This is a genomic window from Actinokineospora inagensis DSM 44258, assembly GCF_000482865.1.
Taxonomy (GTDB): Bacteria; Actinomycetota; Actinomycetes; order Mycobacteriales; family Pseudonocardiaceae; genus Actinokineospora; species Actinokineospora inagensis.
Window position 1 is genome coordinate 18,781 of sequence record NZ_AXWW01000074.1, and the last position, 12,554, is coordinate 31,334.

The following is a 12,554-nucleotide window of genomic DNA, read 5'->3' on the forward strand; positions in this document are numbered from 1 at the left end:
AATCCCGGACCCCGCCGGTGCCCGTGGCGGGGAACCGCGACCCGGTCTCAGCCCCGGGAGAACCCCCGGTCCTCGGCGGCCTTGCGCTCGTCGTCGCCGGGGCCGTCGTCGGTCACGTGGTCGTAGACCTCGCCCGCCCCGTACTGGACCACGGCACCCGGCACGTTCTCCAGGGTCCCGGTCCAGACCGCCTTGCCGATCTTGGTGTGGCCGGTCGGCCCGAGGTAGCCCAGACCCGCCTTGACCACGTGCTGCGCCAGCGCCTGCTCACCGGTCGCCGCCTTGCCGATGAAGGCGTGCCCGGACGTGGTGCCCAGGTCGTCGCCGTGGCTGGTGATGGTGTTGAGGACCTTGTTCCGCTTGATCCGCTTGCCGACGACCTTCATGTCCTTGGCCGACTTGAGGGTCTTCGCCAGCTTGGTCCCGCGGATGCTCTCCAGCAGCTTCTCCAGCCTGGTGATCAGCGGCTTGAGCCTGTGCGCCAGTTCGGCCACCTTCTGGCCGAGTCGGGTGCCGGTGACCGCGACCTGGGACGCGGTCAGCCCGGTCTCGGCGGCGACCGACCCGCCGAAGGTGATCCAGGAGGCGGCCAGCGCGGCCAGCCACTCGACGATCAGGCCGATCACGAAGTCCTGGATGATGTCGACCACGACCTGCACGAACGTGTCGAAAATGGTCGCGGCGAGTTCCAGCGTGTCGGTAAGACCGGATATGTCGCCGGACAGCGCGCGGGCACCCTCGGCGAACTCCGCCATGTCCGCGCGGAACGCGTCGCCAGCCTCGCCCTGCCAGGCGTCGGCGGTGGCCTGGGCGCGGGCGTCCTCCCGGTCGGCGACCCCGTTCAGCCACTCGGCGACCTTGTCCCAACCCTTGCCGGTGGCCCGCATCTGCTCCGGGTCGCCGATGGCCGGTTCCAGCACCAGGTTGACCAGCGGGCTGATCACGACGGAGATCAGCCAGCCCAACCCGTTGTCGATCAGCGACTGGCCGGGACTGGCGGCCAGGGCCAACTGCTCGGTCCGGGCGGTGTAGACGGCGAAGAAGTGGTCGACCGGATCGCCGGGGTCTTTCGCGTCGTCGGAAAGCCCGTAGGCGGCCGAGGCCCAGGAACTGCCGTACGCGGCGGCCTGCTGGTAGTCGGACTTGTGGGTCGCCGCGCCTTCCTCGGCCAGTTGACCTTGGGCGGTGATCGACGGCATCTCGATGTCGTCGAGAGTGCTCGCGTTGTCGGCTTCCGTTGCGCCGTAAGCCTTCGCGGTGTCCGCGAGCTCGGTGGAGAGCTCCTGCAGGTAGCCCGCCGCCTTGCCTGCCATGCCTTGGCACTCCTCCAGGGTGTCCTTATAGGACTGGAACACCAAGTCGAAGATCGGGCCGAAGCAGTCGTCGCTGACCCGGGCCTGCTCCAGTAAGGACGCCAGGCCGGTGAAGTTGTCCGACTGGCGGGCCGAGCCCTCGCTGTGCGCGAGCAGGGCACCGCCGTTGACGGCGAAACCGGTCACCGGGGGCCTCCGTAGACCGTCTCGTCGGAGAAGTCGCCGTCGTCCTCGACCGGCGGCCGGGTCGGTTTGCGCACGGCGGTGCCCGGCTGCGGCAGGCTCGCGGGCTCGGGTGGGGTGGTCGGGCCGAGCGGCTCGACGGCGGGGGAGTGCGCGCGGAGGGCGTCCTGGAACTGCTGGAAGTACTGGTCGCCGACGACCGGCCGGACCGTCTCCTCCACCAACGCCGCCGCCTGCTGGGTGGCCGACCTGATGGCGGACAGGATCTCCTGGGTGAGCTGCGTGTGCGACCGGTTCATCGCCGCCGGGGTCAGCGCCAGGCCGAGCACCGCGCCGGACGGGGCGACGGTGACCGTCACCGACCCGTCGGCGTTGCGGGCACTGCCCTTCAGCTCACCGATCCGCTCGCGCAGACCGGCCGTGGCCGCCGCCTGCTCCTCGAACCGGCGCACCGCCTGCTGGATCTTGTCCTCGAGCGCCACCAAACCCCCTCTTCCGGCCCGGGGGGATGTTAACGGCGTTCAGGTGCGTGGACGGGCGGAACCGCTCAGATGGGCAGCTTCCGGAAGATCGGCCGCGGCACGTGCCGCAGCACCGACATCACCAGCCGCCACTGGGCGGGCGCCCACACGAGATCGCGCCTGGCGCGCACCGCGTCCACGGCGACCTGGGCGACCTTGTCCGGCGTGGTGGCCATCGGCGCGGCCTTCATGCCCTCGGTCATCTTGGTGTGCACGAACCCGGGCCGGACCACTGTGACGTGGATCCCCTCGGGCCGCAGCGCCTCGCCGAGACCCAGGTAGAAGCCGTCGAAACCGGCCTTGGTCGAGCCGTAGACGAAGTTGGACCGGCGGACCCGCTCGCCCGCCACCGACGACAGCGCCACCACCGACCCGTGGCCCTGCTTGCGCAGCCGCTCGGCCAGCGCGATGCCGACCGACACCGCCGCCGAGTAGTTCACCTGCGCCGCCTCCACCCCGGCCGCGTGGTCCTGCCACAGCTTCTCGGCGTCCCCGAGCAGGCCGAACGCGACCACGGAGACGTCGATGTCGCCGTCGCCGAACGCCTCCTCGATGACCTTCGGGTGCGACTCCAGGTCGCGGGCCTCGAAAGCCACCGTGCGCACGGTCGCGCCCAGGCCGCGCAGCTTCTCCGCCGCCGCGTCCAACCGGGCCGACGGGCGCGCGGCCAGGGTCACCGTCAGCGGCCGCTGCCGGGCGTAGTTCTCCGCGATGGCGAGCCCGATCTCGGACGTGCCGCCGAGCAGGAGCAGGGACTGCGGGGTACCGACTGCGTTGATCAAAGTCCGAGCCTTCGCGCTTGGTCCGAGGTGAACAGGCCGTCCGGGTCGACCGACCGGCGGGTCGCGCGCCACTCGTCGAGCCGGGGGTACATCCGGTGGAAGGTCTCCGGGTCCGTCCGGGACTCCTTGGCCAGGTAGAGCCGACCGCCCGCGGCCAGCACCTGCTCGTCGAGCCGGGCGCAGAACTCGTGCAGGCCGGGCCCGATCGGGAAGTCCACGGTGACCGTCCACCCCGGGCAGGGGAACGACATCGGCGCCGGGTTGGCCGCGCCCATCCGCTTGAGCACGTTGAGGAACGACACGTGCCCCGACTCGGCCATCTGCCGCACGATCGAGCGAAGCTCCGCGTCCGCGCTGAACGGGATGATGAACTGGTACTGCAGGAAACCACGCGACCCGTAGGCCCGGTTCCACTCGCCGAACATGTCCAGCGGGTGGTAGAAGGCGGTCAGGTTCATCACCTGGCCCCGGGACTGCTTGGGCGCCTTGCGGTACCAGGCCTCACCGAGCAGCCGGAAGGTGAACTTGTTGGCCAGCCCGTTGGGGAACACGTCCGGCAGGGTCAGCAACTGCGGGGCGTCGAACCGCAACGGCGCCTTGCGGTACTTCTTCGGCAGCTCGTCCAGCTTGGCCAGCGAGCCCCGGGAGAACACCGCCCGGCCCAGCCTGCCGTCGGTGGAGATCGAGTCGAACCACGCCATCGAGTAGTCGTAGTCGTCGTCCGAGCCGTTGGCGAACATCGCCAGCGTCTCGTCCAGGTCGGCGGTGCGGTCGGTGTCCGAGATGAAGTAGGCCGACTCGGTGTGCTTGAGCGCCACCGTCGCCCGCAGGATGACCCCGGTGAGGCCCATGCCGCCCACGGTCGCCCAGAACAGGTCCGACTCGGGACCGTCCGGGGTGAGCGTGCGCACCTGGCCGTCCGCGGTGAGCAGGTCCAGCGACCGGACGTGGTTGCCGAAGCTGCCCGCCGAGTGGTGGTTCTTGCCGTGGATGTCCGACCCGATCGCGCCACCGACGGTGACCTGCCGGGTCCCCGGCAGCACCGGCACCCACAGGCCGAACGGCAGCGCCGCCCGCATCAACTGGTCCAGGTTCACCCCGGCGTCCAGCACGGCCAGCCCGGAGTCGGCGTCGATCGAGTGGATCCGGTCCACCCCGGTCATGTCCAGCACCAGGCCACCCGCGTTCTGCGCCGGGTCGCCGTACGAGCGCCCCAGCCCCCGGGCGATGACCCCCCGCGGACCCGCCGTCTTGACCGCGGCGATGACGTCGTCGGGGGAGGTGGGGCTGGCCACCGCCGCCACCGTGGGCGCGGTCCGCCCCCAACCGGTCAGGGCGCGGGTCTCGAACGTTCCTGGCTCCACCGGGCCCAGGGTAGCGGGGCCCGGCCGCACTCCTAGACTTGTCCCCGCCGGTCGGGGCCGACAGCAGGGACGAGACGACATGGCCGAGGTCCGAGACGACATCCAGCGGGTTGGCCTGCTCCAGCAGCTCGTGCGGTTCGTGCTGGTCGGCGGGTTCTGCGCCCTGGTGGACTCCGGCAGCTACTGGCTGTTGCTGCACACCGGGCTGTGGGTGCACGCGGCGAAGGCCATCAGCTTCATCCTGGGCACCACCACCGCCTACTTCCTCAACAAGCGCTTCACCTTCACCGACGCCGTCACCAAGGGCGGCGCGAGCCAGGCGGGCGGCTTCGCCCTGCTCTACACCGTCACCTTCTTCGTCAACGTCGGCACCAACGCCCTCATGCTCGGCGTGCTGCCCGCCTTCCGCTGGCAGTACGCCCTCGCCTGGATCATCGCCCAAGGCGTGGGCACCGCCATCAACTTCGTGCTGCTGCGCACGGTGATCTTCCGCGCGCCCGCCAGGGGCTGACCACCGCTACCCGCCGAAGCCGTGGGTGCGGTTGTCCGGACTCCCGTAGACCCGCACGTGCGCGGGCAGCCGGTCCAGGTGCGCGCTCGCCACGGTGCCGAAGTTGATCGAGGCGGACGTGCCGTCCGCCAGTTCCGGGTTGTCGACGCCGCCGGAGGACATCAGCACCGGCAGCCGCCCGGTCAGGCTCAGCGCGCTGCGCTCGGACAGTTGGTACACCAGGGGTTCGCCGCCGCTGGCAAGGTGCAGGACCAGGGCGTGCCGCTGTTCGCTCCGTTGCTCGCTCATGCCTCGACCACACCATGGGAAACCCTTGTCGCACAAGGAAGTTCCGCCCACAGCGGATCCGCTCACGGCGGACGCACCCGGTCGGGTGAGCGTAGCCTCCCGGTATGATCGAGGAGTTCCTGGCTGCGCGCGGCGCGCGGGAGTTGGCCCACCCGGGCGGCACCCTGCTCGCCCACCTCGGCCGCACCCGCGACGCACTCACCGCCTGGGGTGCCCGCCCGGCGTTGCAACTCGCGGGCTTGGCGCACGCCGCCTACGGAACCGACGGCTTCCCACACGCCCTCGTCTCCCCGCACGAGCGGCCGGTGGTGGTCGACCTCATCGGGGTCGAGGCCGAGTCGATCGTCTACGCCTACTGCGCCCTCGACCGCGACTTCAGCTACCCCCGGCTGCTCACCGGCGTCGTCCGCGACCGCTTCACCGGCGCCTCCACCCAGGTCGACGGTGGACTGCTGCGCGACATCGTGGAAATCACCTACGCCAACGAACTCGACGTGATGGCGCAGAGCCCGCTGCTGCGCCGCCGCCACGCCGCCGAACTGCGCCTGCGGCTGGGTTCGTGGTCCGCCTACGCGAGCCTGCCCGCCGTGGAGGCCCTTGAACGGCTGTGAGGATCACCCCTTAGTCCACAGTGGACGTTGGCGCCCAACCGCTTGGCCGTGGCGGCTAGGCCCCTGAGTCCGGCACCCCGGCGTAGTCGGGCAGCTCGACGCCGTTGAGCGCGCGTCCGACCAGGTCCGTGAACCACTCGCTCGCGAAGTCGGGGCCCGGCTCGGCGGCAGGCCCGGGGATGTCGCGGCTGCGCGCGTTCAACCTGCCGATCTCCTGGTTGGCCTCGACGAACGAGCGCATCCGCGCCTCGTAGCCCGCGAACCCGGCATCGGGGTCCCACCCGGCTGCGGCCAGTTCACCGGCCAGCAGGTAGGCGCCGACCAGGGCCAGCCCGGTGCCCTGCCCGGACATCGGCGACGAGCTGAACGCCGCGTCCCCGAGCAGCCCCACCCGTCCGCTCGACCAGCGGTCCAGCACCACCTGGGCGACCTGGTCGAGGTAGAAGTCCGGGGTGTCGTCCAGGTGCGCGAGGATGTCCTGGGTCAACCAGCCCAGGCCCGCCATCCGCGCACGCAGCATGGCCTTCTGGGCCGCGACGTCGCGGTGGTCGACGGCGAAGTCAGCCGAGGTGAAGTAGAACATCGCCATCGCCCGGGTGGCGTCCTGGATGGGGCGCAGCAGTGCGGAGCGCCCGGACTCCTGGTCCTGGTACTCCAGCAGCCAGCGATCCAGCCCGAACTCGTTGGGCACGCTGTAGAAGGCCAGCACGTGCCCGAGGTGGCGGAGGAACCGCTCATGCGGCCCGAAGACCATCGCCCGCAGCCCCGAGTGCAGCCCGTCCGCCCCGACCACCAGGTCGAACCGCCGCCGGTCGCCGCCCGCGAAGACCACGTCGACCCCGGCCGCGTCCTGGGTGAGCTCCGCGATCCGGTCGCCGAAGATGTAGTCGACGCCGTCGCGGGTGTCGTCGTAGAGCACCCGGGACAGGTCCCCGCGCAGGATCTCGATGTCCGCGATGAACCCGTCGCCACCGTCGTCGTCGGCGCGGAAGGTCTCCAGCACCTGCCCGTTCGCGTCCACGGTGTACGCGCCCGCGGTGTCGGTGCACGCCGCGCGCACCGCCGCGTCCAGCCCCATGCGCTCGATGACCTCTTTGGCCACCCCGCGCGCGTCCACCGCCTGCCCACCGGGACGCAACTCGGGAGCCCGCTCCACCACGGTCACCTCGGCCCCCCGCCGACGCAACCAGTGGGCCAGCGCGGGCCCCGCGATGCTCGCCCCCGCCACCAACACCCTGGTACCGCTCACCGCGCCCCCCACTCGTCCGTCAGTGTCGGAAGAACTGCTCCCGCCGTCCCTTGCGGACCAGCTTCAGCCACTCGAAGAACGCCTTCGGGTCCTTTTTGGTGCCCAGGAAGTACAGCCCGAACCGGAAGACCTCCAGCATGCCCAGCTTGCGCATGCCCGGCTGGGACAGCAGGTACCCGCGGTTGCGGTACGTGTAGTAGCGCTTGACCAGGTTGTCCGGGTCCTGTGCGTGCAGCTTGCCGCCCAGCATCGGCTTGAACTCGTCGGAGCCGTCCGGGTGCAGGTACGCGGCGCGCAGGCAGGTGCCGAACGGCAGCCCCGAGCGGACCAGCCGCCGGTGGATCTCCACCTCGTCGCCGCGGAAGAACAACCGGTAGTCCGGGACCCCGACCACGTCGAGGGTGTCCGCGCGGAACAGCGCGCCGTTGAACAGCGACGCGATACCGGGCAGGAACTCCTCGCCGAGCTCGTCCGCCGACCGCTTCCAGGTGAGCCCGCGGCGCAACGGGAAGGCCAGCTTCTCCGGCTCCTCGATGTTGGTCACCATCGGCGACACCTCGGCCAGGTCCCGCCGCCGCGCCACGTCCAGCAGCGTCTCCAGCACCGACTCGTCGGCCGGGCGACCGTCGTCGTCGGCCAGCCACAGCCAGTCCGCGCCCATCGACAGCGCGTGCAACATGCCCAGCGCGAACCCGCCCGCGCCACCCAGGTTTCGGTGCGACACAAGGTAAGTCGACGGCAGCGGGCAGTCGGCGACCACGTCTTCGGCGGAGTCGTCCGGCCCGTTGTCGACCACCACCAGGTGGTCCGGCGGCCGGGTCTGCGCCGCGATCACCTTCAGGGAATCGGCCAACAGCGCGCGCCGGTGCCGGGTGACCACCACGGCCACGACGGCACCCGCAGGCAACCGGGTCATCGAGATTCGCCGAGCCTTTCCAGGGTCTCCGGGTTCATGTACTCGAACGGGTCGCGGCCCTTGTAGGCCGTCAGCACCTCGCGCAGCGAGCCGTGCATCCGCATCCGGCCCTCGTCCATCCAGATCGCGGAGTCGCACAGCTCGAACAGCAACTCGTCGGAGTGCGAGGCGAACACGAGCATCCCGGACCGGCGCACCAGGTCGACCAGCCGGTCCTTCGCCTTGGCCATGAACGCGGCGTCGACCGCGCCGATGCCCTCGTCCAGCAGCAGGATCTCCGGGTCGATGGAGGTCACCACACCCAGCGCCAGCCGCACCCGCATGCCGGTGGAGTAGGTGCGCAGCGGCATGTGCAGGTAGTCGCCGAGCTCGGTGAACTGGGCGATGTCCTCCACCCGGTCCTGCATCTGCTTGCGGGTCATCCCCAGGAACAGGCCCCGGATGAGGATGTTCTCCAACCCGGAGATCTCCGGGTCCATGCCGACCGCAAGGTCGAACACCGGCGCGATCTTGCCGCTGATCTGCGCGGTGCCCCTGGTCGGCTCGTAGATGCCCGACAGCAGCCGCAGCAGCGTCGACTTGCCCGCGCCGTTGTGCCCGACCAGGGCGACCCGGTCGCCCTCGTTGAGGACCAGGTTGATGTCGTGCAGCGCCTCGATGACCGGCACCCTGGCCTCGGTGGCGATCTTGCCGCCGACCTTGCCGAGCACCGCCTTCTTCATCGACCGGGTCTTCGCGTCGAAGATCGGGAAATCGACGGAGGCGTTCGCTACCTCGATGCTGACCATGTCGCCGCCTCGCTCAGACCCAGTAAGAGACACGGGCACGGTAGTTGCGCATCGCCACGAAGGCCAGGGCCCACCCGACCACGGTGATGGCCCCGACGACCACCCAGTGGTGCCAGCTCTGCTCACTGCCGATCAACGGCGCCCGCAGGATCTGCACGAAGTGGTACAGCGGGTTGAGCTCGATCAGCACCAGCCGCCAGTCGCCCGCGCCGAGCTTGTTGGTCAGCACGTCCACCGGCCACACGATCGGCGTGACGTAGAACATCAGGTTCGTCAACGCGTTGATGACCTGCGGGATGTCCCGGTAGCGGGTGCTGATGATGCCGAACAGCAGCGCCACCCAGCCGCCGTTGAGGGCGAGCAGCACGAACGCCGGGATGGCCAGCAGCGCGCTCCAGCCCAGTCCCGGCTGCAGCGGGCCGTGCTCGGAGAGCCGGTACGGCTCGCTCAACGAGCCGAAGAACAGCGCGAGCACGATGAAGTAGACGAGCATGTTGTGCAGCAGCATCAGCGTCTGCCGCCACACCGTGCGCAGCGCGTAGACGGTCAGCGGCGCGGGCAGGTGCTTGATCAGGCCCTCGTTGGCGATGAACGAGTCCGCACCCTCGGTCAGGCAGCCCAGGACGAAGCCCCAGACGATGAACCCGACGGTCAGGTACGGCAGGAAGGTGTTGATCGCCACGCCGAACAACTGGGAGTAGAGCAGGCCGAGGCCCGCCGCGGTGACCCCCATGCTCATGGTGATCCACAGCGGGCCGATGACCGAACGGCGGTACCGCTGCTTGATGTCCTGCCAGCCGAGGTGGCCCCACAGCTCCCGGGCGGCCAGGCCGTCCCGGATGTCCTTGCCGGCGCGCGCCCAACTCCGCCCGGAATGCACCACCACCGGGGTCACCGGGATGTCTATCGCGCTCGTTGCCTGCACAGTGGTTGAGCCTACCGGCGGTACACCGCCCAGGTGCTCGCCGGGCGGACCAGCGCGCCGACCTGGTTAGACTCGCCGGTGACCGGTTGCGGCCAACTCCCGGAGATGATCTTGTCTGAATTCCTCGTCGGCACCCGCCCCGTCGGCACCGCGCACCCGCCCCTGGTGGTCGCCGAGATCGGCATCAACCACGAGGGTGATCCGGCCAAGGCGCACCGCATGGTCGACGACGCCGCCGACGCCGGGGTCGAGTGCGTCAAGTTCCAGACCCACGTCGTCGAGGACGAGATGATCCCCAACGACGTCGTCCCCGGCAACGCCGACGAGCCCATCTACGCGATGATGCAGCGCTGCGCCCTGTCCGCCGAGGTCGAACGCGAGCTCAAGGCGCACGCCGAGGAACGCGGGATGGTGTTCCTGTCCACCCCGTTCTCCCGCGCCGCCGCCGACCGGCTGGCCGAACTGGACGTCGCCGCGTACAAGATCGGCTCCGGCGAGTGCAACAACTACCCGCTGGTCAAGCACATCGCGTCGCTGGGCAAGCCGGTCATCCTGTCCACCGGCATGAACGACATCGCCACCATCGCGCCCGCCGTGGAGATCCTCAGGGAGGCAGGCGTCGGGTACGCGCTGCTGCACTGCACCTCGCTCTACCCCACCCCACCCGAACTGGTCCGCCTCGGCGCGATGGCCGAACTGGGGGCGGCCTTCCCGGACGCGGTGCTCGGCCTCTCCGACCACACCACGACCATCTACCCGTGCCTCGGCGCGGTACCGCTGGGCGCCCGGGTGCTGGAACGGCACTTCACCTCCGACATGAGCTGGCCCGGCCCCGACATCCCGGTCTCCTCCACCCCCGCCGAGTTCGGCGAACTGGTCCGCGGCTCCCGACTGATCCACGCCGCGCTCGGCGGGTCGAAACAGATCCTGGACCTGGAGAAACCCACCATCGACTTCGCCTACGCCAGCGTCGTCACCACCACCCCGGTCGCCGCGGGGGAGGAACTGACCGAGGCCAACCTCTGGGTCAAACGCCCCGGCACCGGCGAAATCCTCGCCGTCCACTACCGCGACCTCCTCGGCCGCCGTGCCGCCCACAACCTGCCAGCCGACCGCCAGGTGGCCTGGTCCGACCTTGCCGACGCCTGACTCGCCGAATCCCGGCCCCGGTTCGCCGCACCCGCCCACCTCGCATCCGGTACTTGCGCCCCTGACGCCTGACCTGGGGGCGCCGGATCGGTCGTGTTCGGCTCTGGCGCCTGACTTGGTGGCGCTGGGCCGGTCACCCTCGCCATTGACGCCTGACTTGGCGGCGCTGGACCGGTCGTGCTCGGACCGGGCGCCCTCGGCCCTGATGTCAGGTCTGCCAACGCGGGCTGCCGCGCAGGTCACGATGAGACCCAGGCATAGGGTGATGGCCAGGTCGGCGTTCTCCTTGCGATTGCCGAGGATCACGACCCACGACCAGTCGCCGTTCACCCGCCGCTCCGGCGTGTTCGGCTTGTCCTGGCTCACCCCGGCGGCTACGCAGGGCCCCACCCTCCCGGGGGCCGGGGGCCCATTCCTGAACGTAGCGCACCGGGCGGCTTGTCAAGGGCGCTCGGGCTCGCCTGTGGACAACTCGACGGGCTGTGGACGACTCCGCGGGCCGTCCGCGGGGCCGGACCCGCTGTCGGGCGGGGCCCACCGGGGTCAGACGTGACTGCGCCAGACGTGACTGCGCCGGACGTGGCGGCGCCGGACGTGGCGGCGCCGGACGTGGGGGTGTCAGACGTGGGCGTGTCAGACGTGAGGGTGTCGGACGAGGTGGCGCCCGACCACCGCCGCGAGGTCCTGTTCGTCACCGGCACCAGGGCGGACTTCAGCAAGCTGCGCGACATCATGCTGGCCGTGCAGGACAGCGACCACCTGTCCGCCCGGGTCGTCGTCACCGGCATGCACCTGCTCCGCCGCTACGGCTACACCGTGCGCGAGGTCGAACGGGTCGGCCTGCGCCGCCTGCACCTCATCCCCAACCAGATCGAGGGCGAGCCGATGGCCCTCGTCCTGGCGAACACGGTCCAGGCGCTGGCCCGGCTGGTCAACGAGGAACGCCCGGACGCGATCGTCGTGCACGGCGACCGCGTCGAAGCCCTCGCCGCCGCCCTCGTCGGCTCCCTGCACAACGTCCGCGTCATCCACATCGAGGGCGGCGAGGTCTCCGGCACCATCGACGACGCCGTCCGCCACTCGATCTCCAAACACGCCCACGTCCACCTGGTCGCGAACGACACCGCCCGCGCCCGACTGCTGCAGATGGGCGAGGAGGAAGACCGCGTCTTCGTCGTCGGCAGCCCCGAGACGGACATCCTGACGTCCCCGGACCTGCCCACCCCCGACGAGGTCCGCACCCGCTACGACATCCCCTTCACCCGCTACGGCGTGCTGCTCATGCACCCCGTCACCACCGAACCCGAGTCGAACTCGACCCACGCCGCCGCCGTGGTCGACGCCGTCCTCGCGGGCACCCTCGACTGGGTCATCATCGACCCCAACAACGACGAAGGCTGCGCCGACATCCGCCGCCAACTCGACCGGCTCACCGGCCCCCGCTTCGCCCGCCTCCCGTCGATGCGCTTCGAACACTTCGTCACCCTCATGCGCCACGCCGAAGTGATGCTCGGCAACTCCTCATCCGGCGTCCGCGAAGCCCCGGTGGTCGGCACCCGCGCGGTGAACATCGGCACCCGCCAACGCGGCCGCACCACCGCCCAAGCCGTCCTCGACGTCCCCCCCACCCCGGCCGCCATCACCGCCGCCCTCACCGCCGTCGCCAGCCTCCCCCGCCTCCCCGCCTTCCACGGCTTCGGCGAACCCGGCGCCCGCAAACGCATCATCGAACTCTTCGAGGGCCCCACCCTCTGGCGCCCCACCCTCTACAAACACTTCATCGACCGCTGACCCACCCCGCACCTGGCCCGGCCAACTCACCCCCCACGCCTTCCGCAACCCGGCGCCCCCACACCCACCACCGCACTCTCACGAGCCCCCCACCCCACCTCCACACCCACGTTCATCGCCCCGCCCAAGCGCCCACCCCCGCCTCACACGATCCGGTGAACCC

13 protein-coding genes are annotated in these 12,554 nt (G+C 70.5%); 4 read left to right on the top strand and 9 right to left on the bottom strand.

Annotated features, from left to right (window positions below):
• Positions 1–47 precede the first annotated feature (47 nt).
• The 4 genes from H504_RS0123710 to dprE1 form a co-directional block, all read right to left on the bottom strand.
• The gene (locus H504_RS0123710; protein WP_026424806.1) at positions 48–1,499 is read right to left on the bottom strand and encodes a WXG100 family type VII secretion target; all 1,452 of its coding nucleotides are present in this window, start codon (positions 1,497–1,499) and stop codon (positions 48–50) included.
• Complete coding sequence (locus tag H504_RS0123715; protein ID WP_245614430.1) at positions 1,496–1,978, bottom strand: YbaB/EbfC family nucleoid-associated protein; 483 nt, start codon at positions 1,976–1,978, stop codon at positions 1,496–1,498. Before H504_RS0123715 ends, H504_RS0123710 begins: the two co-directional genes overlap by 4 nt.
• Positions 1,979–2,043: 65 nt before the next feature.
• On the bottom strand, positions 2,044–2,799 hold the full coding sequence (dprE2, locus tag H504_RS0123720; RefSeq protein ID WP_026424808.1) for a decaprenylphospho-beta-D-erythro-pentofuranosid-2-ulose 2-reductase: 756 nt from the start codon (positions 2,797–2,799) through the stop codon (positions 2,044–2,046).
• A complete protein-coding gene (dprE1, locus tag H504_RS0123725; RefSeq protein ID WP_026424809.1) occupies positions 2,796–4,163 on the bottom strand; it encodes a decaprenylphosphoryl-beta-D-ribose oxidase in 1,368 nt (455 codons plus the stop codon). The genes dprE2 and dprE1 overlap by 4 nt, the downstream gene beginning before the upstream one ends.
• Before the next feature lie 79 nt (positions 4,164–4,242).
• Here dprE1 and H504_RS0123730 point away from each other — a divergent pair, with 79 nt between their 5' ends.
• Entirely contained in the window at positions 4,243–4,674 is a 432-nt protein-coding gene (locus H504_RS0123730) for a GtrA family protein (RefSeq protein ID WP_026424810.1), read from the top strand.
• Positions 4,675–4,680: 6 nt separating this feature from the next.
• On the opposite strand, the gene H504_RS36660 is transcribed toward H504_RS0123730, so the two are convergent.
• Complete coding sequence (locus H504_RS36660) at positions 4,681–4,962, bottom strand: hypothetical protein (protein WP_051386196.1); 282 nt, start codon at positions 4,960–4,962, stop codon at positions 4,681–4,683.
• A gap of 104 nt (positions 4,963–5,066) precedes the next feature.
• On the opposite strand from H504_RS36660, the gene H504_RS36665 reads away from it, so the two are divergent.
• On the top strand, positions 5,067–5,573 hold the full coding sequence (locus tag H504_RS36665) for a DUF6817 domain-containing protein (protein WP_035305686.1): 507 nt from the start codon (positions 5,067–5,069) through the stop codon (positions 5,571–5,573).
• A gap of 55 nt (positions 5,574–5,628) precedes the next feature.
• Here H504_RS36665 and H504_RS0123745 read toward each other — a convergent pair whose 3' ends face one another.
• Genes H504_RS0123745 through wzm form a run of 4 tightly spaced genes read right to left on the bottom strand, consistent with a single transcriptional unit; the run spans position 5,629 to position 9,451 of the window.
• Positions 5,629–6,822: an FAD-dependent monooxygenase gene (locus tag H504_RS0123745; protein ID WP_026424811.1), complete on the bottom strand. Its 1,194-nt coding sequence runs from the start codon at positions 6,820–6,822 to the stop codon at positions 5,629–5,631.
• A gap of 19 nt (positions 6,823–6,841) precedes the next feature.
• Positions 6,842–7,738 carry a galactofuranosyltransferase GlfT1 gene (gene glfT1 / locus H504_RS0123750; protein ID WP_026424812.1) on the bottom strand — a complete coding sequence of 299 codons (897 nt, stop codon included), beginning with the start codon at positions 7,736–7,738 and terminating at the stop codon, positions 6,842–6,844.
• On the bottom strand, positions 7,735–8,526 hold the full coding sequence (gene wzt / locus H504_RS0123755; RefSeq protein WP_026424813.1) for a galactan export ABC transporter ATP-binding subunit Wzt/RfbE: 792 nt from the start codon (positions 8,524–8,526) through the stop codon (positions 7,735–7,737). Before wzt ends, glfT1 begins: the two co-directional genes overlap by 4 nt.
• A 13-nt stretch (positions 8,527–8,539) precedes the next feature.
• Complete coding sequence (wzm, locus tag H504_RS0123760; RefSeq protein ID WP_245614431.1) at positions 8,540–9,451, bottom strand: galactan export ABC transporter permease subunit Wzm/RfbD; 912 nt, start codon at positions 9,449–9,451, stop codon at positions 8,540–8,542.
• Positions 9,452–9,556: 105 nt separating this feature from the next.
• Between wzm and H504_RS0123765 the strand changes: the two genes are divergently transcribed.
• Together H504_RS0123765 and neuC are read left to right on the top strand one after the other, a co-directional pair.
• On the top strand, positions 9,557–10,600 hold the full coding sequence (locus tag H504_RS0123765; RefSeq protein ID WP_035305701.1) for an N-acetylneuraminate synthase family protein: 1,044 nt from the start codon (positions 9,557–9,559) through the stop codon (positions 10,598–10,600).
• Between the two features lie 549 nt (positions 10,601–11,149).
• Positions 11,150–12,391, top strand: a complete 1,242-nt coding sequence (gene neuC, locus H504_RS0123770) for a UDP-N-acetylglucosamine 2-epimerase (RefSeq protein ID WP_245614432.1) — start codon at positions 11,150–11,152, stop codon at positions 12,389–12,391.
• Positions 12,392–12,554: the final 163 nt, after the last annotated feature.